Annotated in this window: 19 protein-coding genes; 3 read left to right on the top strand and 16 right to left on the bottom strand. The window is 64.3% G+C overall.

All coding sequences use genetic code 11. From position 1 onward, the window contains the following. Positions 1 to 25: 25 nt before the first annotated feature. The 3 genes from LXM94_RS10605 to LXM94_RS10595 form a co-directional block, all read right to left on the bottom strand. Entirely contained in the window at positions 26 to 3,205 is a 3,180-nt protein-coding gene (locus LXM94_RS10605; protein WP_235771223.1) for an efflux RND transporter permease subunit, read from the bottom strand. Between the two features lie 120 nt (positions 3,206 to 3,325). Next, positions 3,326 to 4,510, bottom strand: coding sequence for an efflux RND transporter periplasmic adaptor subunit (locus tag LXM94_RS10600; RefSeq protein ID WP_235771222.1), 1,185 nt, complete (start codon positions 4,508 to 4,510; stop codon positions 3,326 to 3,328). Positions 4,511 to 4,551: 41 nt separating this feature from the next. Beyond that, positions 4,552 to 5,370 (bottom strand): alpha/beta hydrolase fold domain-containing protein, encoded by an 819-nt coding sequence (locus LXM94_RS10595; protein ID WP_408015620.1) that lies wholly within the window; start codon positions 5,368 to 5,370, stop codon positions 4,552 to 4,554. Between the two features lie 164 nt (positions 5,371 to 5,534). On the opposite strand from LXM94_RS10595, the gene LXM94_RS10590 reads away from it, so the two are divergent. Continuing rightward, positions 5,535 to 6,440: a LysR family transcriptional regulator gene (locus LXM94_RS10590; protein WP_235771220.1), complete on the top strand. Its 906-nt coding sequence runs from the start codon at positions 5,535 to 5,537 to the stop codon at positions 6,438 to 6,440. 15 nt (positions 6,441 to 6,455) lie between these two features. Here the strand turns inward: LXM94_RS10590 and LXM94_RS10585 are convergent, their stop codons facing one another. The 6 genes from LXM94_RS10585 to LXM94_RS10560 form a co-directional block, all read right to left on the bottom strand. Beyond that, a complete protein-coding gene (locus LXM94_RS10585; protein ID WP_235771219.1) occupies positions 6,456 to 6,809 on the bottom strand; it encodes a RidA family protein in 354 nt (117 codons plus the stop codon). Positions 6,810 to 6,850: 41 nt separating this feature from the next. Next, the gene (locus LXM94_RS10580) at positions 6,851 to 7,642 is read right to left on the bottom strand and encodes an IclR family transcriptional regulator (protein WP_235771218.1); all 792 of its coding nucleotides are present in this window, start codon (positions 7,640 to 7,642) and stop codon (positions 6,851 to 6,853) included. 127 nt (positions 7,643 to 7,769) lie between these two features. After that, positions 7,770 to 8,501 carry an amino acid ABC transporter ATP-binding protein gene (locus LXM94_RS10575; RefSeq protein ID WP_235771217.1) on the bottom strand — a complete coding sequence of 244 codons (732 nt, stop codon included), beginning with the start codon at positions 8,499 to 8,501 and terminating at the stop codon, positions 7,770 to 7,772. After that, on the bottom strand, positions 8,498 to 9,154 hold the full coding sequence (locus LXM94_RS10570; protein WP_235771216.1) for an amino acid ABC transporter permease: 657 nt from the start codon (positions 9,152 to 9,154) through the stop codon (positions 8,498 to 8,500). The genes LXM94_RS10575 and LXM94_RS10570 overlap by 4 nt, the downstream gene beginning before the upstream one ends. 88 nt (positions 9,155 to 9,242) lie before the next feature. Beyond that, a complete protein-coding gene (locus LXM94_RS10565; RefSeq protein ID WP_235771214.1) occupies positions 9,243 to 9,983 on the bottom strand; it encodes an ABC transporter substrate-binding protein in 741 nt (246 codons plus the stop codon). Between the two features lie 53 nt (positions 9,984 to 10,036). Then, positions 10,037 to 11,398, bottom strand: a complete 1,362-nt coding sequence (locus tag LXM94_RS10560) for an NAD(P)/FAD-dependent oxidoreductase (protein ID WP_235771213.1) — start codon at positions 11,396 to 11,398, stop codon at positions 10,037 to 10,039. A 412-nt stretch (positions 11,399 to 11,810) separates the two neighbouring features. Between LXM94_RS10560 and LXM94_RS10555 the strand changes: the two genes are divergently transcribed. Further along, positions 11,811 to 12,998 (top strand): hypothetical protein, encoded by a 1,188-nt coding sequence (locus LXM94_RS10555; RefSeq protein ID WP_235771212.1) that lies wholly within the window; start codon positions 11,811 to 11,813, stop codon positions 12,996 to 12,998. Between the two features lie 161 nt (positions 12,999 to 13,159). Here the strand turns inward: LXM94_RS10555 and LXM94_RS10550 are convergent, their stop codons facing one another. From LXM94_RS10550 to LXM94_RS10520, 7 genes are all read right to left on the bottom strand, one after another. After that, positions 13,160 to 14,170 (bottom strand): M14 family metallopeptidase, encoded by a 1,011-nt coding sequence (locus tag LXM94_RS10550; RefSeq protein ID WP_235771211.1) that lies wholly within the window; start codon positions 14,168 to 14,170, stop codon positions 13,160 to 13,162. A 297-nt stretch (positions 14,171 to 14,467) separates the two neighbouring features. Continuing rightward, positions 14,468 to 15,775 (bottom strand): alanine racemase, encoded by a 1,308-nt coding sequence (locus tag LXM94_RS10545; RefSeq protein ID WP_235771210.1) that lies wholly within the window; start codon positions 15,773 to 15,775, stop codon positions 14,468 to 14,470. Beyond that, a complete protein-coding gene (locus LXM94_RS10540) occupies positions 15,768 to 16,724 on the bottom strand; it encodes an amidohydrolase family protein (RefSeq protein ID WP_235771209.1) in 957 nt (318 codons plus the stop codon). The genes LXM94_RS10545 and LXM94_RS10540 overlap by 8 nt, the downstream gene beginning before the upstream one ends. Next, on the bottom strand, positions 16,721 to 17,662 hold the full coding sequence (locus tag LXM94_RS10535) for an ABC transporter permease (RefSeq protein ID WP_235771208.1): 942 nt from the start codon (positions 17,660 to 17,662) through the stop codon (positions 16,721 to 16,723). Before LXM94_RS10535 ends, LXM94_RS10540 begins: the two co-directional genes overlap by 4 nt. After that, the gene (locus LXM94_RS10530; RefSeq protein WP_235771207.1) at positions 17,659 to 18,612 is read right to left on the bottom strand and encodes an ABC transporter permease; all 954 of its coding nucleotides are present in this window, start codon (positions 18,610 to 18,612) and stop codon (positions 17,659 to 17,661) included. The genes LXM94_RS10535 and LXM94_RS10530 overlap by 4 nt, the downstream gene beginning before the upstream one ends. Continuing rightward, the gene (locus tag LXM94_RS10525) at positions 18,609 to 20,117 is read right to left on the bottom strand and encodes a sugar ABC transporter ATP-binding protein (RefSeq protein WP_235771206.1); all 1,509 of its coding nucleotides are present in this window, start codon (positions 20,115 to 20,117) and stop codon (positions 18,609 to 18,611) included. The genes LXM94_RS10530 and LXM94_RS10525 overlap by 4 nt, the downstream gene beginning before the upstream one ends. A 24-nt stretch (positions 20,118 to 20,141) precedes the next feature. Next, a complete protein-coding gene (locus LXM94_RS10520; RefSeq protein ID WP_235771205.1) occupies positions 20,142 to 21,209 on the bottom strand; it encodes an ABC transporter substrate-binding protein in 1,068 nt (355 codons plus the stop codon). A 265-nt stretch (positions 21,210 to 21,474) separates the two neighbouring features. Between LXM94_RS10520 and LXM94_RS10515 the strand changes: the two genes are divergently transcribed. After that, positions 21,475 to 22,245: an IclR family transcriptional regulator gene (locus LXM94_RS10515; protein WP_235771203.1), complete on the top strand. Its 771-nt coding sequence runs from the start codon at positions 21,475 to 21,477 to the stop codon at positions 22,243 to 22,245. Positions 22,246 to 22,302: the final 57 nt, after the last annotated feature.

Genomic DNA, 22,302 nt, shown 5'->3' with positions numbered 1-22,302 from the left:
GGTGCGTGGCGGTCTTCGGGATCGCCTACTCGGCCGGCGCATGCGCCAACTCGGGTTCCTCCATCCGCCGCAGCGCGCGGTTGCCCGCGAGCCGGCGGACGAGCACGTAGAAGACCGGCGTCATGAAGATGCCGAAGAAGGTGACGCCGATCATGCCCGAGAAGACGGCGATGCCCATGGCGGCCCGCATCTCGGCGCCCGCGCCGGTCGAAACGACGAGCGGCACGACACCCATGATGAACGCCGCGGACGTCATGAGGATCGGCCGCAGGCGCAGACGGCTCGCCTCGATTGCCGCCTGAACCGGCGTGCGCCCCTCGAATTCCAGCTCGCGGGCGAATTCGACGATCAGGATCGCATTCTTCGCCGAAAGCCCCACGAGCACCACGAGCCCGATCTGGGTGAAGATGTTGTTGTCTCCGCCCGTGAGCCAGACGCCCGTCAGGGCGGCAAGCAGCCCCATCGGCACGATCAGGATGATGGCAAGCGGGAGCGTCAGGCTCTCGTACTGTGCAGCAAGCACGAGATAGACGAGCAGCAGGGCGAGCGGGAAGACGATGACGCCCGAGTTACCGGCAAGGATCTGCTGATAGGTCAGATCCGTCCACTCGAAGCCGATGCCGGACGGCAGCGTCTCGTCGGCAATCCGCTCGACGGCTGCCTGCGCCTGGCCGGACGAGAAACCGGGTGCCGGGCCGCCGTTGATATCGGCGGCGAGGAAGCCGTTGTAGCGCGTGGTGCGCTCCGGTCCGGTCGTCGCCTCCACCTTGAGCAGCGTCGCAAGCGGGATCATCTCGCCGGACTGCGACCGGACCTTGAGCGCGCCGATGTCCTCCGCCCGAGCACGGAACTTCGCATCCGCCTGCACCCGCACGCTGTACGTCCGGCCGAACGCGTTGAAGTCGTTGACATAGAGCGAGCCGAGATAGATCTGCAGCGTCTCGAAGACGTCGGTGACCGACACGCCGAGCTGCTCCGCCTTCTCGCGGTCGAGGTCTGCATAGAGCTGCGGCACGTTGATCTGGAAGCTCGAGAAGAGACCTGCGAGCTCCGGCGTCTGGTAGGCCTTTCCGAGGAAGGCCTTTGTCGCCTCGTCCAGTGCCTGGTAACCGAGGCCCGCACGGTCCTCGATCTGCAGCTTGAAGCCGCCGGTCGTGCCGAGGCCCTGGACGGGCGGCGGCGGGAACATGGCGATGAAGGCGTCCTGGATCGCCCCGAATTTCTGGTTCAGCTGCATGGCGATCGCGCCGGCGGAAAGCTCGGGCGTCGTACGTTCCTCGAAGGGCGCGAGACCGACGAAGACGATGCCGGCGTTCGAGCCGTTGGTGAAGCCGTTGATCGAAAGCCCCGGGAAAGCGATGGCGTGCTCGACGCCGGGCTGTGCGAGCGTAATCTCGCTCATTCGCTCGATCACGTCTTCCGTCCGGTCGAGGGTCGCCGCGTCCGGAAGCTGGGCGAAGCCGATCAGGTACTGCTTGTCCTGCGCCGGTACGAAGCCGCCGGGAACCGCCTGGAAGAGCTGGTAGGTTGCACCCGCCAGCACAAGATAGACGATCATCACCAGGCTCTTGCGGGACAGGATACCGCCGACGCCCCGCCCGTACGCCCTGGAGCTGGCGCCGAAGGCCCGGTTGAACCCGCGGAAGAACCAGCCGAGCGTCCTGTCCATGAAGCGCGTCAGCCAGTCCTTCGGCGCGTGATGATCCTTCAGGAGCAGCGCCGAAAGCGCGGGCGAAAGCGTCAGCGAATTGATCGCCGAGATCACCGTGGAGATCGCGATCGTCAGTGCGAACTGCCGGTAGAACTGGCCGGACAGGCCGGTGATGAAGGCGAGCGGCACGAAGACGGCAACGAGCACCAGCGCGATCGCGACGATCGGGCCCGATACCTCCCGCATCGCCCGATAAGTCGCCTCGCGCGGCGACAGGCCGTTTTCGATGTTGCGCTCGACGTTCTCGACCACGACGATGGCGTCGTCCACCACGATGCCGATCGCCAGCACGAGGCCGAAGAGCGTCAGCGCGTTGACCGAGAAACCGAAGACATACATGACGGCGAAGGTGCCGATGATCGAAACCGGCACGGCAAGCAGCGGAATGATCGAGGCGCGCCAGGTCTGGAGGAAGAGGATGACGACAAGCACGACGAGCGCGACCGCCTCGAGCAACGTGTCGACGACCTTCTCGATCGACGCGCGCACAAACTGCGTCGTGTCGTAGACGATGTCGTAGCGGACACCCTCGGGCATGGCGAGCTGGAGCTCATTCATCGTCTCCGTCACCTGGTCGGATATCTGGATGGCATTGGAGCCCGGCGCCTGGAAGACGGGAATGGCCACCGCCGCCTTGTTGTCGAGCAGCGAGCGCAGCGAATAGTCAGCAGCGCCGAGTTCGACGCGCGCGACGTCGCTCAGACGCGTGATCGCGCCGTTATCGCCGCTTTTGACGATGATGCGACCGAACTCCTCCGGCGATTGCAGGCGACCCTGCGCGTTGACGGAAAGCTGCAGATCGATGCCGGATTCGCTCGGCGAGGCGCCGATGACGCCGGCGGCCGCCTGGACGTTCTGCTGGCGGATCGCCGCGACGATGTCGCTTGCCGCAAGCCCGTGTTCCGCCGCCTTTTGCGGATCGATCCAGATGCGCATCGAATAGTCGCCGGAGCCGAATATCTGCACCTGGCCGACGCCATCGATACGGGCAAGCCGGTCCTTGATGTTGAGGACCGCGTAGTTGCGCAGATAGGTGATGTCGTAGCGGTCGTCCGGCGAACTCAGGTGGATGACCATCATGAGGTCCGGCGAGCTCTTGACCGTCGTAACGCCGAGCGAGCGAACCTCGGAGGGCAGGCGCGGTTCGGCTTGCGAGACACGATTCTGCACGAGCTGCTGTGCCTTGTCGGGGTCCGTTCCCAGCGCGAAGGTGACGGTAAGCGTCATGACGCCGTCGGCGGTCGCTTGGCTCGACATGTAGAGCATGTCCTCGACGCCGTTGATCGACTCTTCCAGTGGCGTTGCCACCGTCTCGGCGATGACCTTCGGATTGGCGCCCGGATACTGGGCGCGCACGACGATCGACGGCGGCACGACCTCCGGATATTCCGAGATCGGCAGCGAGCGCATGCCGATGAGGCCGGCAATGAGAATCAACAGCGACAGCACGGCAGCAAAGACCGGACGGTCGACAAAGAACCGGGAAATGTTCATGGCGGTACCCTCTCCAGGGTTGATCGAGACACAACGGTCCCTGCCTGCGGCCAGTGGCCGCGAGCAATGTTGGATGACTGGTGGTTCGGGCCGGCGGACCGCGCCCGCCGGTATCTGGAACTATTGCGCGACGGCCACTTCGGTCTGCGGATCGACGACGACGCCGGCGCGGATGCGCTGGAGGCCGTTGACGACGATCCTGTCGCCAGGGCTCAGGCCTTCCTCGACGATGCGCAGACCGTCGACGGAAGCGCCGAGCTGGACCTGCCGGTAATTCACCTTGTTTTCGGCGTCGACGACGAAGACGAATTTCTTGTCCTGGTCCGTGCCGACGGCCCGTTCGCTCACCATCAGGCGCGCCTGCGCGACCGGCTCGCCCATGCGGATGCGGACGAACTGGCCGGGGATCAGCCGGTTGCCCGGATTGTCGAAGACGGCACGGACACGGATCGTGCCGCTTGTGCTGTCGACCTCGTTGTCGATGAGCTGCAGCTTGCCGGCAAGCGGCGTACCGTCGTCGCTAAGCGTCTCGATCTCGACCGGGACGTGGTCGATCGCCGGAAGTACGCCGTTGGTTTCGGGCAGGTTGGCAAGCGTGCGGGCCACGAGTTCCTCATTGGCGTTGAAGCTTGCATAGATCGGGCCTGAAGAGACGAGCGTCGTCAGCGCGGGGGACCCTGGGCCGGCGGCGACCAGGTTGCCCTCGGTGATCTCGCGCCTGCCGACCCGCCCGTCGATCGGCGCCCGAATTTCGGTATAGCCGAGGTCGAGTCTGGCGGTCGTCAGTGCCGCTTCCGCCGCCCGCAGGTTGGCGACCGCTTCGGCACGCACGCTCTGGCGCTGGACGAAGTCACTGTCGGAGATCGTGTTCTTGGCGACGAGCTTCCGGCCGCGTTCCAGTTCGGTGTCAGCGAGATCGAGCTTGGCCTTTGCGGAGGCGACCAGGCTTTCAGCCTGCGCAACCGCCGCCTCGAAGGGGGCCGGGTCAATCGTGATCAGAAGGTCGCCGGCCTTTACCAGCGCGCCTTCCCGAAAATGCACGGACTGGATCGCCCCCGGGACGCGGGAGCGGACCTCGACCCGATCGACAGCCTCCAGCCGGCCGGAAAATTCCTGCCAGGTGCTGACGCTGCGCGGCTCGACAGCCGCGACCGTCACCGGCACGGCGGGCACTTCCGCGGAGGCGGCGGCGGGCGCCGCATTGGCACCCGCCATAAGATCGAAGTGAAACGCCACACCCGAAACGGACGCAGCAAGTCCCAGGCCGGCGCCCATGAGGGCCCAGCGTTTCTTGTTCGACGGCATCGGTATCTCCTTATGGCCCCGAAACGGGCCGGTCTTTCATCTCAAATGCAAAAGGTCCTGGTCTCCAGTCCCTCAACGAAACCCTGAAATTCACGCCGGAGTTCGTCCGGCGGCTCGCATCCCGCCGTGGTCTCCGCATTGTAGATCTGCGTCCATCCCGTGCAGGGCGGAAGCACCTGGTTCCTGACCTTGACGCCGGCCGCCCGGAGACGCTCGGCATAGCTCGCAGCCTCGTCCCGCAAGGGATCGTCCTGCGACGTCAGGATCAGCGCCGGCGCGACGCCCGCCAATCGCGAGCAGTGCATCGGAGCGGCATAGGGGTGGCAATACCCCCCGCCGGACCCGAGATAGTGGCTCCAGCCCTCCGTCCAGCGGTCCCGCATGCCCGCCTCCCCCGCCTCGCGGAACGAGGCGGTGGCCATCAGCGGATCGATGAGCGGCGACAACAGGATCTGCCCGTCGATCTCACCCGGCATCTGGTCCCGCGCCTTCAGCGCGACGCCCGCCGCGACATTGCCGCCCGCTTCTTCGCCGGCAACGAGAATCAGTGAACGCTGCCCACCGAACTGCTTGCGCTTGCCGCACAGGCACCGCAAAGCCGCAAAGGCATATTCCAGCGCCTTCGGGAAGGCGTTGCCGGACGGCTTCGCATAATCGGCCTCGACGACGATCGCTCCGGAAAGTGCAAAGGCCCTTGCGATCGGGCTCTCGCCATTCCTATCTTTGTCGAGGAAGGAACCGCCGCTGAAATACAGAACAAGCGGCGGCGTCTTTCCGCAGTTTGCACTTTCATAGACACGGACCGGCATGGAACGGTGCTCCCGCCCATCAACCTCCATGTCCCTCCATTCACTGACCATCGGTCTGGCCTTTCGCATACAACCTGCTTCCGTTTCGGGAAGGGTGCCTGCTCTCCACTTGGATCTTATATTATTATCCCGTTGCTAGTGGATAAGGTCGGTGAAATGGATATCACTGTTCCAAATTTCGAATAATATTGCATTGCAGTAGAAAGGATATCAGCTTGGACCAGCTTTCAGCGATGCGTGTCTTCGTTCGTGTCGTCGAGACGGGCAATTTCTCCCGCGCGGCCGCCGCACTGGACGTGCCGAAGACGACCGTGACCAATCTCATCCAGGGGCTCGAGGCGCATCTGCGCACGACGCTCCTCAACAGAACGACCCGGCGCGTCATGGTGACGACCGACGGCGCGCTCTACTACGAGCGCGCCTCTCAGATCCTGTCGGAAATCGATGAACTCGACGGCAGTCTTTCGCATTCGCAAAACCAGCCCTCTGGCCGGCTCCGCGTCGAGATGGCCGGCGTTTTTGCGGACCTGCTCGTCATTCCGTCGCTCTGCGATTTCCATACGCGCTATCCACAAATCCGCATCGATCTCGGCGTCGGCGACCGGCTGGTGGACTACATCGCGGAAAACGTCGACTGCGCGCTGCGCGGCGGCACGCCGACCGACCAGTCCCTGGTTGCCCGCAAGGTGTCGGAGATGGAGATGATCACCTGCGCTGCACCGCGTTATCTCGACAAGAAAGGCATGCCGGAAAAGCCGGACGACCTGACGGATAGCCATTTCGCCGTCGGCTACCTGATGGCCCAGGCCGGGCGCATCATGCCGATGGATTTCATCCGCAACGGCGAGCGCAGGGAGATCACGCCGCAATATGTCGTCTCGGCCAACGATGCCCGGACCTACATGAACGCCGTTCTGACGGGGCTCGGCATTGCGCGCGTGCCGCTCTTCATGGCCCGCGAGGCGCTTGCCGACGGGCGCCTCGTCCGTGTGCTGACCGAGTGGCAGTGCGAAAGCCTGCCACTCTACATCGTCTACCCGCAGACACGCCACCTGAGCAACAAGGTCCGGGTCTTCGTCGACTGGCTGGTGAAGTTGCTGCGCTCGATGGACCAGAGATAGAACGGCGATCCAGGTTCAGACGGCGGCCTGCACCGCGATTTCGACGAGAATGTTCTCGGCGGCGAGATTGGCTTCGACCGTGGCGCGCGCCGGCAGCGCGTCCTGCGGGATCCAGTCTTCCCAGACGGTGTTCATCGCCGCGAAGTCGGACACCGCATACTTCAACCAGACTTGAGCATAGAGGATCTTCGACTTGTCTGTGCCGGCCTTCGCAAGCAGGTCGTCGATGCGCGCCAGGACCTGGGCCGTCTGGCCGGCGGCGTCCTGCCCCCGGTCCGCGGCGACCTGGCCGGTCACATAGGCGATGCCGTTGTAGACCAGCACATGGCTAAGGCGCTTGCCGTTGGGTTCGAAACGCTGGATGGACATGGATACTCCTTGGTAGAACAGGCCGGAACGGACGTCCCGGTTCAGATGAGGGGTTTCAGGCTGCGGGCGGCACTGGAAATCGAGCGGGCGGTGTTGACGACCTGGGGCGCGAGGTTGGCGAGCACGTCCTTGAGGGTCCAGCGGCTGAAGGGCACGGCGATATTGACCGCGCCGAGCGGCCGGCCCTCGGCATTGACGATGGCCGCACCGACCGCGATGTCGCCGACATAGTACTCCTCGTTGGAATAGGCGAAGCCGTCGATGTGCGCCTGTGCGATGATCTCCTGCAGCCGGGCGAAATCCGTCACCGTATTCGGCGTATAGGCAATCAGCCGGGACGTCCGCAGACAGTCGACCGCTTCGCCGCCACCCAGCGCCGAGAGATAGGCGCGACCGGCCGAGGTGCAGTACATCGGCAGGCGCTGGCCGAGCGGCACATGGATGGAGATCTGCTTGTGGCTCGCGAAGCGCGCCACATAGGCCATATCGGTGCCGCAGGGTTCCAGAAGGTTGCAGCTTTCCTGCGTGTCCCGGTTCAACTCATGAAGGTAGGGATTGGCCCGTTCGACAAGTTCGCTCGTCTGCAAATAGCCCGTGCCGATCTCGAGCGATTTCGCGGTCAGGCGGTAGCGTTTGGTCTGCCCCTCCTTGGCGATGTAGCCGAGCGCTTCGAGCGTGAAGGCCGACCGCTGCACCGTGCTCTTGTTCAGACCCGTCGCCTCGGCCATGTCGACGAGGTTCATCGAAGGGCGCGCCGCGCCGAACGCGGACAGCAGGGAGAGGCCCTTGGCGAGTGAGGTGATGAAAAGCGGGGAATCTTCGGCGTCGCTCATGGGATCCGTTCATCGAATGGGAAGTTGCCCGGCACAGTCTTAGCGCGCCGCGGCGGCGTGTCACGAAGGAACCGCAACACATGCGGCTCGGACCACGGCTTTCCACCGCCTCCGTTCATCGCGCGTTTCAGATCGGGTGCGTGACGCGGCGCAGGAAGTCCTGCGTGCGCTCGTGCCGCGGCTGGTGAAGCACCTCGCGTGCCGGTCCCTGTTCGATGATCCGGCCGCCGTCGAGGAAGAGCACGCTGTCGGCGACCTCGCGCGCGAACTGGATTTCGTGCGTGACCACGAGCATCGTCATATGCTCCTCGGCAAGGCTGCGCATGACCTGCAGCACCTCCCCCACCATTTCCGGATCGAGCGCCGATGTCGGCTCGTCGAAGAGGATTGCCTGCGGCTGCATGGCAAGCGCACGGGCAATGGCGACGCGCTGCTGCTGGCCGCCCGACAGTGCGTGCGGATAGGCGTCGAGTTTCTCGCCGAGGCCGACGCTATTCAAAAGTGCCGCCGCCCGGTCGCGAACGTCCTTTCGGTTCTGGCGCAACACGTAGAGCGGACCCTCCATGACATTCTCGAGCGCGGTGCGGTGCGGAAACAGGTTGAATCGCTGGAAGACCATGGCCACGCGGGCCCGGATGCCGTGAATGTCCGCCGCCTGCGCATCGACCGTGGCGCCGCCGATCGTGATGCGTCCGGCCTGGTAGGTCTCCAGCCCGTTGACGCAGCGCAACATCGTCGACTTGCCCGAGCCGGAAGGGCCGATCAGGCAGACGACCTGTCCTTTTCCGACGGTCGCGTCGATGCCCTTGAGAACGCTGTGCGTGCCGTAGGATTTGTGCACATCTTCAAAAGTGATCATCGGGATTTCCCCAGCGCGGTTTCGACACTGCGCATCACGATGTTGAGCGGAATCGTCAGGCAGAGATAAAGGAGCGCAACCAGCGTGAAGACCGTCATGTTGTCGAAGGTCGAGGAGGCAAGCGCCTTGCCCTGCATCGTCAGCTCCGCAACGGTGATGACCGAGACCTGCGAGGAGTCCTTCAGGAGCATGATCACGTTGTTGGCATAGGGCGGCATGACGATGCGCACGGCCTGCGGCAGCACGACGCGCCGCATCATCAGCCCGTGGCGCATGCCGATCGACTTCGCTGCCTCCACCTGGCCGCGATCGATTGCTTCGATGCCGGCGCGGAACGTTTCGCCGATATAGCAGGAATAGGTGAGCGCAAGGCCTGCGATGCCGGCCTGCAACGCGGTCAGATCGATGCCGATGTCCGGCATGACGAAATAGATGTAGAAGAGAACGACGAGGATCGGAATGCCGCGCACGCACTCGACGAAGACGCGGGTCGGCAGGGCCAGCGCCCTGATGCCCGATGTCCTCAACAGCGCCCAGACAAGACCGAGGACCGTCGCGAGGCAGAGGGACGCGAATGTCACCAGGATCGTCAGCCACAGCCCGTTCAGAAGCAGCGGCAGGTACTCGGAGGCGCGCGACAGGAACGCGTTCATCGGATGTCTCCTTGATTGACCGTCTTGCGCGGCGGGACGTCGCTGCGCCCCGTCGCCGTGCAACGCCGGCTGCGGCCGGCGTGCCGCTTCACAGGCCGTATTTCGCGAAGATCTTCGCCAGCTCGCCGCTTGCCTTCAGCCTGGCGATCGAGGCGTTGACCTTCGCCAGGAGGTCCGCCTTGTCCTTCGAGACCGCGAGTGCGACGTTGCCTGTCTTCATCGGCTTGTAGCCCTCGACGAGACGGACGCCGAGTGCGGGATTCTGCGCGATCTGGTAGGCGACGATCGGCTGGTCGCCGAAGCCGGCCTTGATGCGGCCGAGCTTTACGTCGCGCATGATGTCGGCGATGCTGTCATAGAGCGTCACCTCGCCGAATAGGCCGAGCGCATTCAGGGAATCGGCGAACGTCGTGCCGATCTGCGCGCCGACCATTTCCCCCTTCAGGGCCTCGATCGTATAGTTCTCCGGGTTGTCCGCGGCGACGAACATCGCGTCACCGTAGGAGTAGACCGGGTCCGAGAAATTCACCACTTCCTTGCGGGCATCGGTCACGAGCATGCCGGCCGAGATGGCGTCGATCTTGTCGGACTGGAGGCTCGGGATCAGAGCCGAGAACGCCGTCAGTTCGAAGGCCGGCTCCATGCCGTTGTCTCTGGCAATCGCCGTGGCGAGATCGACCATGGCGCCGGTCACCTGCTGCGTACCGGTATCGACGAAGGTGAAAGGCACGCCGGTCGTTGTGACGCCGACCCGGACGGGATCGGCCATCGCCGCGGTGGCTGCAAAGATGAGGGCGAGTGCGCCGGCGGCAATCTTGCGGATGATCATCGATATTCCCCTTTTGGTTTTGCGGATGATTGTTGCTGTGTTGAACGGGCGGTTCAGGGCTTCCTGGCCTGTCGTGCGTCCTTTGCATGCAGCCAGCGGTAGGCCATCCATTGGCCGAACCGCAGGAGCGGCGGGAACGGATAGCGCCGGGGCTCGCGCGTCAGGAACGAGGCGCCCGTCTTGAAAGGCTTGCCCGACGCCATAAGGGCGAGCTTAGTTCCGAGATGGATCGAGAAGGAGACGCCGCTGCCGGCATATCCGCCGGCGGCATAGGCGTTGTCGACGCCCGGCAGGGCATAACAGAACGGCAGGGAATTACGGCTGACGGCAACCCAGCCGCCCCACCAGTAGTCGACGCCGGTGCCTGCCAGGGCCGGGAACTTCCGCGTGAGCGCATCCTGCAGATACCGGCGGTGGCGCGGCGCCTGCGCGTCCTCGCCGGAGATGGCGCTTCGACCACCGAACAGGATGCGATTGTCCGGCAGGCGACGGTAGTAGAAGAGCAGGCTTCGCGTATCGAACATGCAATTGCCGGACGGCAGGCTCGCGGCGATCTGCGCTTCGCTCAGCGGCGGCGTCACGATGATCTGCGAATGGACCGGCAGCACGCGGCCGGCGAGCTGCGCGTGGAGCTTCGGCGACGTGTAGCCGTTGGTGGCGACGACGACATGGCGCGCCCGCACCGTCCCGGACGGCGTCTTCAGCCAGTGCCGGCCGTTGATGGTCTGCCATGCAGTGACGGGCGAATTCGCGTGGATCCTGGCGCCCTGCTCCCTTGCCAGGACATGGATGCCGTGCGCGAGCTTCAGGGGGTTCAGCGAAAAACCGTCCGGCAGATGGAGCGCACCGAAGGCTTCGGCACCGCCATGCACGCCCGGCAGCGCCTCGGGCGGGACGAAGCGGGCGGGATAGTCGAAGGTGGCGTTGTAGAGGTGCGCCTCGCGCCGCAGGCCTTCGGCGTGTGCCCGGAAGGCGGCAACCTTGTAGACGCCGTCCGGCTGGACGTCGCAGTCGATGCCACCTTCGGCGATCAGGATTTTAAGATTGGCGAGCGCCTGCTTCATCTCGTCGAAATAGGCGCGGGCGGAAGCTTCCCCATAGGTTTCCAAAAGTCGCGCGAGCGGCACCCTGCCACCGGAAATGCGCGCGAAGCTTCCGTTGCGGCCGCTGCAGCCCCAGGCCGAAGAGCGGGCTTCCAGCACGACGGCACGAATGCCGTGGTCACGCGCAAGCGATAGTGCACAGGACAGTCCCGCATAGCCGCCGCCGATAATCGCCACCTCGGCATCCATCTCGCCGGTAACCGGCCCGTCGTCCGCCGGTCCTGTGCCGGCAATGGCCAGCCAATAGGTTTGGGGATCGGGCTGCGCCTGATCAGGGAAGGGATGGACGAGTGGATCAAACAAGATTGTCATATCTATCGTTATGCGATTTATATTAATCGATATAACCGATACAATATCCGATTTACGATTCTGTCAACCAGATTTTGGAAGGAGTTCGCAATCCACTGTGATCAACAGGGTCGGCATTCGCCCGATGTCGACTTCCGAGCGCATGGAAAAGAGTCGGCGTGTAATGAAATGTCGGTGGATGCCGACGGCCTGCCCATCCGCGCGACGCGCGCAATCCCTGGGAAGAACGCCAAATTAAAGTTGGGAATTTTTACTATAGATATGTATTGAAGTAATTTTATTTTATAAATCACATGGGATTCTAAATATAATTCTCGTGTTTGTAGTCGAACTTTAACAAATTATACAAAATGTACTTTACAGATCTTCGATTTTTTGCTTAAAATTCCCCGTTCGAGAATCGGAAATGACAATGCAGCTATCCATGTGGACCTATCCCTGGGATGTTCAGGACCAGACCGTCGCCGGCACCCTTGCGGATCTCGGTGGGCGTGCCGGCCTCAACACCATCAGCCTTGCGACCTCCTACCATGCTGGCCGGTTCCTCCAGCCCCGCAGTCCGACACAGAAGGCCTATTTTCCGGAGGATGGCACGATCTATTTCCGTCCGCAGGCCGCGCTCTGGGATGGCAAGGAGATCCAGCCGCTGGTGGCGAAGAACGTCGCCGAACGTGGGGACATGCTGGCAGCCCTCGTCGCGGCGCGCCGGGAAGAGGGGTTGAACGTGTCGTGCTGGACCGTCTGCCTGCACAATACGCGCCTCGGCATGCTGCATCCGCAGCATGTCACGCGGAACGCCTTCGGCAATGCCAACCACTACAATCTGTGCCCGTCGAGCCCGGCCGCTCGCGATTACGTGACGACGCTCGTCCGCGATGTCACGACGGCCTATCGGCCGGACATGCTGGAACTGGAGAGCCCGAACTTCATGGGCTTCTTCCATGAATACCATCACGAGAAGGATGGTGTTGGCCTCAATGCCGAAGACGATTTCCTGCTGTCGTTGTGTTTCTGCGGCCATTGCGTAGCGCGGGCCGCTGCCGCCGGGGTCGACGTCGATGGCGCCCGGCGGACCGTCCGGCGCTTCATCGCCGAGACGTGCGAGCGGGCGGTGCCCGAGCGGCAGTTTCCGGAATTTCCAGCGGCAGGCATCGATGCCTTCGACGCCTTTCCCGCCCTGCACGCCTATTTGTCCTGGCGTAGCGAACCGGTGACCAGCCTGATCGGGGCAATCCGCGCGACGGCCGACCCGGCGACGCGGATCGTGCTGATCGACCTGAAGGACGGCTGGCTCGGCGGCGTTGACCTCGAAGCGGTCGGCAAGGTCTGCGACGGAGCAATTCTCTGCTGCTACGACATGACGCCGGAGGCGATTGGCGCCGTGATGAGAGCCGGGCGGACGGCAATCGGTCCCGACAAATATCTGGGCGTCGGATTGCGCGTGTTCTATCCGGAGGTGACGGGCCCGGAGGTGCTCGCAGCCCGCGCCAAGGCTGCCGTGTCCGCGGGGGCCGGCGGCGTCAACTTCTACAACTACGGCCTCATTCCCGCGAAACGGCTCGACTGGGTGCGCGCCGCAGTGGACGCGGTTCGTGCCTGAGCCGCCACGCCGGCGGTGCGCCGGCCTGTGGACAAGGGGTCGCCGTTTCTTGTCGCGTGAGGGGTGGCCGCTTGACACGATGTGTCGGCGTCTCCGGCCTGTCATGCCCGTCCCGTCTATCACATCGGCACGGCGGAAACGGATGTCGACCATCTCGCCTCCTAGCCGTCGATCGGTTCGGCTGCCTGCATGAGGCAGTCGCCGGCCTGGCAGTCGCTGTGCAGTCGGAGCGAGATGACGATGCCGCCCTCTGCAAAGTGCAATTCCTCCTCCGCACATTCCGGCCGTTCGAGACCGTGATACCAGCCGGCGACTGCGCCCGCCGCCACCCGGTCTCCGAGTCCGACCGCCGGCTCGAACCAACCGCGGCGCGTCGCATAGAGGCCCTGGCTGTGACGCGACAGCGACAGAAGCTGAAGTGGAGGCGGGTTGCCGGTCGACGCTGATAGAACAGGTGCCCGCACGACGCCGAGGGCCAGCATCAGGCGATCGATGGCCTGTGCCGTGAAGGCCATCGTGGCCGGCGTCACGGTGCCGCCGCCGCCGAATTCGCCCGAAATTCCTATCGCGCCGGCCCGACCTGCGGCTCCCATCGACGTCGGCGCCTGTGGGCCGTTGTCTGCGATGAAGGCATGATGTGCTCCCAGGGCGCGCATCAGCGCAAGCGACCGATCGAAACGCTCGGCGTCAGCCTGGCGCTCGATCAGCGTGCATGGCAGATGCGCCATGGACGTGCCGCCGGAATGCAGATCGAACACCACGTCGTGATGCGGGAAAAGTTCGTGCTCCAGGAAATGCGCCAAGCGTGACGTCGGCGTGCCTGCCGGATCGCCGGGAAAGGCCCGGTTGAGGTTGCCGCCGTCGAGGGGCGAGCACCGCCGCGCCGCCATCACCGCCGGTGCGTTGACGGTGGGCAGGATCGTCACACTGCCGCTGATCATCTCTGGCCGGAGGCGCCGCATCAGCCGGGCGAGCTGCAGTTCGCCTTCATATTCGTCCCCGTGGTTGCCCGCCATCAGAAGCAGGCCGGGGCCGTCGCCATTCCTCAGCCGCAGATAAGGAATCCTGATTTGATAATAGGGCGACCGGTCGATCGAGTGGGGAATGGCCAAAACGCCGGATTGGCGGCCGCGCAAGGAGAAATCGATGGAATGGGCGAGTCCTGTATGCATGGATCACTCCGCAGAAGATGGAAGCGCAGCCGAAAGCGGAACGCGGCCGCCGCAAATGTCAGAGGGCTGCCACCGCCGTCATCTCGACGCGACGGTCGGGATCGACAAGCCGTGCCTCGACGCGGGCGCGCGTCTGATCCCCGATGCCTGCACACTGCGCCCCTCCGCGACCTGGCCGGCGATGCAGACGAAGCCGCCGTAGCTGACGGCCTGACCTCATCCTGGGAGCCTTCTGATAGCGCATGATCATGTCTGTGCCTTTCCTGGTGTGTCGGTCTTGTCCGCCGGTCTCGGAGATCAGCCGAAGCAGGTTGCATAGGCCGCCGTGACCGTTCCATCCTGATCGAGGCCGTAAAGGATCGCATGCCGGTCGAGGCAGGTGCAGGGATGCGAGATGCCGAATTCGACGACGTCGCCGATGCGCATATCGGTATCGGCCGGAATGGCGACGAACGCGTGCTGGTCGTTGAGCCTGGTCACGGCCGCACGATCGAGAAGGGACTGGAACTGGCCGTCACGATAGGTTTTCAACGGCCGTGGCAGTCCCTGGTCCATCGCCACGTCGCGCAACCCCATGCCGCAGATCGCAAGTCCGGGTTCCGGACAGGAAAGCACTTCGGCCCAAAGCCGCAAGGCCGGCCTGAACGCCGTCGATGCCCTCTTTCCGGCGCGCCTGAACCCGCCGCGCACATCCAGCGCCTCCAAACCGCGCTCGTAGACGCCGTGATCATGGAAAAAGATGGCACCGCTTCGAAGCACCAGCCTGGCACTGCCGTCCGACACGACGAGCGGCTTCAGCGCCTTGACGGCGAGATCGAAATAGATGGAGCCGCCCGCCGTCACAAGGAGTTTGCGGTCGGTGGCGCGAGCCCGCGCGAGCGCAAGCAGGTCGCCGGTCATCACCATCAGCCGGTCGATCCGTGTCCTCGTCTCCTCCGGATCGTCCGTCGCCGCGGCGCCCTCATAGGAGCCGATCCCGGCAAGGCGGAAGCGAGAGGTTTCGGTCGCCAGCACCGCATCGAGAACCGTCGCGGCGGCCGGCACGGAACGTGCGCCCGCGCGCGCCAGTCCCAATTCGACGAGAAGGCCGAGGGGCGGCAGGTCATCCCTCTCCCGCCAGGCAGCGGCGAGCGCGGTCACAAGCTCGACGGAATCGACGAAGACATGCACCTCCGCGTCCGGATGACCCGCAAGAAGGCTTGCAAGCCGGCTCGCCGCCATCCGGCCCCCGATTTCGTTTGCCAGGATGAGCCGCGGAAGGCCGGTCTTCAGCATCACGGATGCCTGACGAATGTCGGCAACCGTCGTGCCCCAAGCGCCCGCCGCGACCAGCTCTGCCGCGATCGCCGCCGACATCGGGGTTTTCGCGTGCGGAGCGATCTCGATCCCCTCCGCCCGCGCATAGGACATCATCGCCCGGACATTGCCGGCAAACGCCGCCCGATCGAGCGAGATCAGCGGCAGCGACATCCTGCCATCGAAGGGTCTCCACCCTTGCTTCCCGATCTGCGAGAGCGGCAATGGTCTTGCACCGGCCGGGAATCCGCGCATGCGATCATCGACGAGCGGATCGGAGCCGGCAATCGAAATGCGGGCATCAGCCATATCTGCTCTCATCTGTCCCGGTGTTTGATGCCAGCCCGAGCCCGTAGGTCCGGTCGGCGGTGGTGAAGAACAGGGACCGCTGCTCGTCGAGAGAGAGAGGCGCAGCAGCCCGGCGGAAGACGCCGTAGATCTCGCTGAATGTCGCGTGCAGCCCGGCGACGGGAAAATCGCTTGCGAACATCGCACGCCGCGGGCCGAAACAGTCGAGGCAATGTTCGATGACCGGTGCGAGGCTTTCATCGCTCCAGTCGTGGTCATAGGCCACAAGGTCGGAAATCTTGATGGCGACGTTTTCTGCACGTCCGAGTTCACGCAATCCCGAACGCCACAGGGCCATGCCCTGTGCACTTCGCTCCGCCGGGCTGCCGCAGTGATCGAGCACGAACTGCGTCTCGGGGAACGCGGCTACGAGACGTACAGCTTGGTCCATCTGCCAGGGAAAGAGCATCAGGTCGAAGACGAAATCGTGGCGCGCTGCCGCGCGAAGGCCGTCGCGCCACCGCGGATCGTCCATCCGGTCCGGCTTGGGCGTAAAGCTCTTCGCAGGGTCGGGATGCCAGCTGACGATGTCGCGTATGCCGACGACGCGCGGATTCTCGGCCTCCGCAGCAAGCCGCGCTGCGGCGTCGGTGCAATCGAGCGGCACGCGCGCGACGTAGCGGTGGGCGACGCCGTTCGTCCTGTCCAGGCCATCCAGCCAGCGGCTTTCCTCCAGAGGGACGTCGTCGGACCAGCCGGCTTCGACATGCACGGTTGCAACAATATTCTCGCCGGCCGCATCGCGCAGATAGTCGGCGGCGCTGTAATCGCGCCGGATCGCGTCGATGCTGCCGAAAACCATATCCGCCTCCTGACCTACCGGCCTCTGCAACCACGGATGCCGGCCAAGGGACAGATCCCAGAGATGGTGGTGCGGATCGATGATCGGTCCGTCGTAAATCGCAGTCATCGCCTCGCCTCGCGGCCGGAGATGAGGAGAAGGGCAAGAATCAGGGTGCCGAACATGATGGAGCGCCAGCCGGCGGAGGCATTGACGACGGTGATGAGCGCCGTCGTCGTCACCAGAAGGATCGCGCCGGGAATGGTGCCGGCATAGGTGCCGCGCCCGCCGAGGATAGACGTGCCGCCGAGCACAACGGCGGCGATCGAAGTCAGGAGATAGGGATCGCCGATGCCGACATAGCCCTGGCGGTTCATGCCGAGGATCAGGACACCGGTCAACCCGGCGAAGAAGCCGGAGAGGGTATGGACGATGAGCGTATGCCGCGTGACGCCGACGCCGGAAAGACGCGCGGCAAGAGGATTGGCGCCAAGCGCCAGGAACCGTGCGCCGATCGGCATGCGATGGATCAGGATAAAGGTGGCGGCGGATACGACCATCCAGAGCACCACGCCGGCCGGCACGCCAAGCGGCCTCGCCTGGCCGAGCCAGATGACCGCGGCATTGCTCACGGACACGGCACTGCCGCCGGCGACGATCACGAGCAGGCCCTGCAGGAAGGTTGCCATGGCAAGAGTCATGATGATGGGCGGCACGCGCAGATAGGCTGCTCCGGCACCGTTCAGGAGACCGATGGCGCTTGCGATCGCCAGAGTCAGCACGATGCCGACGAGGCCGCTCGGATCCGCCGCCGGCGAGATGAGCGGCAGGATGATCGCCGACACCGTGATCACGGCGCCGACGGAGAGGTCAATGCCGCCCGTCAGGATAACGAGCGTCTGGCCGGCCGCGACAATGCCGATCACGGCCGCGAGCTCGAGCAGATAGCGAAGATGGCCGTAGGCACCAAATCCCCTCAAGGCGAGGCTCGCAGCGAGCCAGACCAGCGCGACAAGAAGGAAGGTCAGCAGCGGCGGATTGCGCAAGGCGTTTCTGAGAACAGTCACGACGCCTTCCTCCACCTGCCCGCCAGCTCGGGTATCGCGACGGCGCCGACGATGATGAGGCCCTGCGCGACATATTGCGCGACAGGCGGGAAACCGAGGAAGAACATCACATTGATCATGACCGACAGGAGAAGGCTGCCGCAAAGCGCTCCCCTCATGGTACCGCGGCCACCGAGAAAGCCGACGCCGCCGAGCACCGCGCCAGCGATGGAATTGAGCGTGAAGGCGGTTCCGATCACCGGGTCGCCGGAGCCGGTCTGCGCTGCCACGAACAGGCCGGCAAGCGCGGTGAGCAGGCCGGAAATCGCAAAGGCCGCGACCCTGACGCGGTCCACCGGAACGCCGGAGCGAAAGGCACCGAGCGGATTGTCGCCGGCCGCATAGATGCCAAGGCCGAGCGGCATCTTGATGAAGAGCTTCCAGGCGATGACGGTCAGAACGAGCAGGCTGAAGGCAACCGGCGTGTGGCCGGCCAGCAGGTCGGAAAACCACGCCGGGATCATGCCGCCCGGCCGCGGCAGGACGATGAGGGCGATGCCCCCTATGATGAAGGAGCCGGCAAGGGTGACGATGATCGCGGGCAGGCGCAGATAGGCGATGATGACGCCGATCATGGCACCGACCGACAGGCCGGCAACCGCCACGGCGACGATGCCGCCGACGACCCCCAGCGGACCGCCCATGGTCGTTGCGGCAATCACCGCGCCGAGACTGACCAGAGGGCCGATCGCCAGCGAAATGCCGCCGTTCAGCATCATGAGTGCCTGCGCGATGGTCACCAGTGCGAGGGGGAACCAGTTCTGTGTGAACTTCGAAAATCCGCCGATGCCGAGGATGCCCGGAAACAAGGCCGCATAGAGAGCGAGGAAGGCGATGACAACGGCATACAGCCCGAGAAGGCCACGGTTTCTACGGTGCTGAATGGAGAGGTAGAGGGAGGAGAAACTCACGCGGCCGCTCCTTCCGGGGCGATGCCCATGGCGGCGCCGACGATCGCCTCTTCGGAGAGCCGATCCCGTGAAAGCGTCGCAACGGCACGGCCCTCGCGAAAGACGGTGACGCGATCACAGAGATGCACGAGTTCGGGCGTATCGGAGCTCAGCAGCACAATCAGCTTGCCCTCCGTCGCGAAGCTGCGCAGCATCAGGTAGATCTCGCGCTTCGTTTCGATATCGACGCCGCGCGTCGGGTCGTTGAGCAGCAGGATCGACGGGTGGAGCGGCAGCCACTTGGCAAGCGCCACCTTCTGCTGGTTGCCGCCTGAAAGCGCCTGGACCGCCCGTGCGGTATCCCCCTTGATCGTCAGCCGCGCCGCCAGCTCCGCGACGATCCCACGTTCCGCGGCGGCATCGCGCATGCCGTGGCCGGCAGCCCGGCCGAATGTCGGCAGGAGAAGGTTTGCGGCGATCGAATGTGGCAGAACGAGCCCTTCCTTCTTGCGGTCCGCCGGAACATAGGCGAGTCCTGCCGCATTCGCCGCGCCAACCTGGCGCAGCGGACCCGTCTCTCGGCCGATCCTTGCCTGCGCGGCCGTAGCCGGAATGGCGCCGTAGAGCCCAAGGAGAAAATCCTCCTGCCCCTGGCCGACAAGACCGCCGATTCCGACGATTTCGCCGGCGCGACCGGAAAAATCCACGTCCTTCGCCATGCCGGCAGAGAAATCCGCCAACGCGATCAGTTCGTCGCCTTCGTCCGCAGGGCACCATGCCGGGAAGAGGTCGCCCGCCTCGCGGCCGACCATTAGGCGCACCAGTCCGGCGCCGCCGACGCCGGCGAGCGGCTGGTCCGCCGTCACGACGCCGTCCTTCAGCACGGTGACATGCGAACACAGTGCTTCGACCTCGTTCAGACGATGGGAGATGTAGAGCAGCGCGCTCCCCTGCTGCGACAGGTTGCGGACGAGCCGCGAGAGCACCCCCGCCTCGTGGGCGGAAAGCGAGGACGTCGGCTCGTCGAGGATCAGTACCCGGGGATTGCGGAACAGGGCCTTGGCGATCTCGACCATCTGCCGGCGGCCGAGTGCCAGATCGCCGACCGGCATGTCAGGCGGTTCGGTGAGACCGACGCGGGCGCAGACGTCGGCAACCCGCGCCTGAAGCGTCCTGTAGTCGATGAATCCGAATTTCTTCGGATAGGCTCCGAGGCCGATGTTTTCCGCGATCGAGAGTTCCGAGGCGAGGCTCAGTTCCTGCTGCACGACAGCAATCCCGGCGGCACGTGCGGCACCGGGATTGTAGCGCGAGACCGGGCGCCCTTCGATGAGGATCTCTCCTCCGTCCGGCTGGAGAGCGCCGGACAGAAGATTGATGAGGGTGGATTTGCCGGCTCCATTCTCGCCCAGAAGGGCGTGGATGCGTCCGGGCTCGAGCGCGATGCTGACCCCCTTGAGCACCGGATTGCCGAAAAAACCCTTCGATACCTGCCGGGCCTCCAGCAGAGCTGTCCCGTTCGTCATCGCAATGACCCCGATCGTGATCGGCTACTGGGCCAGCAGCTTGTCGAACAGGGCCTTGTCATAATCCGAATAGATATAGCCGTCGGCCGGGAACTGGTCGGCCCGGGCAAGATAGCTGTCGATGCTCGCGTCGTCGATGATCGGCAAAGGCACCGTCACGAAGGCGGCTATATCCTTGCCTTCGAGTGCCTGGACGGCCGTGTAGACGGAGAGCGCGCCGAGCCAGTTCGGCTGCATCGTCGCCCAGCCCTTCAGGCCTTTTTCCTTCCAGAGCTCCAGGAACTGACGGGCGTTTTCGCCGGAGGTCGGCACCTGCTCGCGCCCCTGGCGGTCGAAGGCCATGACCGAACCGGCGGAGAGCGCTCCGCCAAGCGAAAGCACGCCATCGATTTCCGGGTTGGCGAAGAGCAGGCTCGTCATAGCCTCCTGGGCGGGCGCGACATTGTACTCCGTGTTTGTCTCGGTAATGACCTCGAGACCGGGATTGGCGTCGAGCACGGGCTGCGCACCCTTGCGGCGGTCGTCGCTGACGGAAATACCGGCCGGGCCGTTCATGATGATGATCTTGCCCTTGCCGCCAAGCTGGTCGACCATCCACTGCGCGGCCGTCTTGCCCCACTCGTTGGAGTCGGTGTTGATCTTGGCCGTCACCTTGTCGGTCTCGACGAGGCTGTCGAAATTGACGACAGCGATCCCCTTGTCACAGGCATCGGAAATCACGCGGTCGAGAGCCGTCGAGGAGCCTGCGATGACGACGATGGCGTCGACATCCGCGTCGATCATCGACTGGATCTGCTGGATCTGCGTCTGCGCATTGCCCTGCGCATCGGTGATCATCAGGCTGTCGACGAGACCCTGCTTCTTCAGTTCCTCGACTTCCGCCGCGATCGTGCCTTCGGTCTGCTTCATCCAGGTGGGTACGGAATAAATGTTCGCCCAGCCGACGGTGTAGGGAGCCTTGCGGTCGCCCTTGATACAATTTGCCGCCGCCGCCGCGGTTTCGGCCGTGCCGGCGAGAAGGAGGGCGGAAAGGCCGATGCCAGCGACGAGCCGGACAGGGCGTGCAGTGCGGTCAAAGAAATCTCGTTTCATGCGTCGTTCCCCTTTTTTGGATTGGCTCGGCAAGGCTCTTGCCATTTCTTTTGTTCCAATATATTGGACATATACTCGTTATATTGGACAACGCCATCTTATGCCGTTTTCCAGCACCCGCAAGAGCCGTGGGAAGAAATTGTGATCTGCCGATTTGCGGCCGGTCGGGCTGGCAAAACGCACGATTGACAGGCACGCGGCGCGGTCTAGAAACGGACTCGGGAGACGGCCGGCAGGCCACAACGGAAAGACGCGGACGGCAGCGATGGACGCCATCAGGGAAGACATCACGGGAAAACGGGCACGCGGCCTCGACCGTGCCTTCGAAATCCTCGATCATCTGCGGCTGGCACGCACACCGATGAAGCCGAACGAGATAGCCTCGCAGATCGGGGCTCCCCGCTCATCGGTCTATGAACTCGTCAACCTGCTGCTGCGCAACGGCATTGTGGAATATTCAGGCGGCGACGGCAGGATCTTCCTCGGCCGCAAGCTCTACTTCCTCGGCGCGGCATATGAGAACCATTTCGACTTTTCCCGCGAATGCGAGAAGGCGCTGGAGCGCGTGGCGGGCGAAACGCGGGAGACCGCACAATTGTGCATGCTCGACGGCAACAAATACACCGTCGTGCACATGAAGGAGGGTATCCGTCCGTTCCGCATCTCCGCGGATGTCGGCCACAGCGTGCCGATCCCGTGGACTGCCTCGGGCCGCCTGCTGGTTGCGCATCTTTCGGACACGGAAATCCTGAATCTGATCCCCGAGAACGATTTTCACCTGCCAAACGGCACGTGGCTCGATCCGCAGGCCTTCATCGCGGAGGTCAGGGCGGCGGACAAGGCGGGAGAGTTCACCTTCAACAGCATCGTCGACAGCTTCACCCATTGTTTCGCTGTTCCCGTCAGAGGCGAACTGGGAACGACGATCGCCACGCTCTGCCTCGTGGCGCCGCGAGACGACGGGCTCAAGAACCGCGAGTTCTACCTCGCCTGCCTGAAGGCGGCGGCACAGGACCTGCATCAGAAGCCGTTCTGACGCGGTCCGGTGTCGCCGGCGGAGCGCGGTCGTTGTTACTTCCGGCGTCCCATCGCC

The sequence above is a fragment of the Rhizobium alarense genome, assembly GCF_021555155.1.
GTDB classification, from domain to species: Bacteria; Pseudomonadota; Alphaproteobacteria; order Rhizobiales; family Rhizobiaceae; genus Rhizobium_D; species Rhizobium_D alarense.
Note: the sequence above shows the minus strand (reverse complement) of the source record. Positions and strands in the feature narration are given on the sequence as shown.

Coding starts and splice junctions, on each gene's coding strand:
- LXM94_RS10605 (WP_235771223.1), bottom strand. CDS start 3,205: ATGAACATTTCCCGGTTCTTTGTCGACCGTCCGGTCTTTGCTGCCGTG.
- LXM94_RS10600 (WP_235771222.1), bottom strand. CDS start 4,510: ATGCCGTCGAACAAGAAACGCTGGGCCCTCATGGGCGCCGGCCTGGGA.
- LXM94_RS10595 (WP_408015620.1), bottom strand. CDS start 5,370: ATGGTCAGTGAATGGAGGGACATGGAGGTTGATGGGCGGGAGCACCGT.
- LXM94_RS10585 (WP_235771219.1), bottom strand. CDS start 6,809: ATGTCCATCCAGCGTTTCGAACCCAACGGCAAGCGCCTTAGCCATGTG.
- LXM94_RS10580 (WP_235771218.1), bottom strand. CDS start 7,642: ATGAGCGACGCCGAAGATTCCCCGCTTTTCATCACCTCACTCGCCAAG.
- LXM94_RS10575 (WP_235771217.1), bottom strand. CDS start 8,501: ATGATCACTTTTGAAGATGTGCACAAATCCTACGGCACGCACAGCGTT.
- LXM94_RS10570 (WP_235771216.1), bottom strand. CDS start 9,154: ATGAACGCGTTCCTGTCGCGCGCCTCCGAGTACCTGCCGCTGCTTCTG.
- LXM94_RS10565 (WP_235771214.1), bottom strand. CDS start 9,983: ATGATCATCCGCAAGATTGCCGCCGGCGCACTCGCCCTCATCTTTGCA.
- LXM94_RS10560 (WP_235771213.1), bottom strand. CDS start 11,398: ATGACAATCTTGTTTGATCCACTCGTCCATCCCTTCCCTGATCAGGCG.
- LXM94_RS10555 (WP_235771212.1), top strand. CDS start 11,811: ATGCAGCTATCCATGTGGACCTATCCCTGGGATGTTCAGGACCAGACC.
- LXM94_RS10550 (WP_235771211.1), bottom strand. CDS start 14,170: ATGCATACAGGACTCGCCCATTCCATCGATTTCTCCTTGCGCGGCCGC.
- LXM94_RS10545 (WP_235771210.1), bottom strand. CDS start 15,775: ATGGCTGATGCCCGCATTTCGATTGCCGGCTCCGATCCGCTCGTCGAT.
- LXM94_RS10540 (WP_235771209.1), bottom strand. CDS start 16,724: ATGACTGCGATTTACGACGGACCGATCATCGATCCGCACCACCATCTC.
- LXM94_RS10525 (WP_235771206.1), bottom strand. CDS start 20,117: ATGACGAACGGGACAGCTCTGCTGGAGGCCCGGCAGGTATCGAAGGGT.
- LXM94_RS10520 (WP_235771205.1), bottom strand. CDS start 21,209: ATGAAACGAGATTTCTTTGACCGCACTGCACGCCCTGTCCGGCTCGTC.
- LXM94_RS10515 (WP_235771203.1), top strand. CDS start 21,475: ATGGACGCCATCAGGGAAGACATCACGGGAAAACGGGCACGCGGCCTC.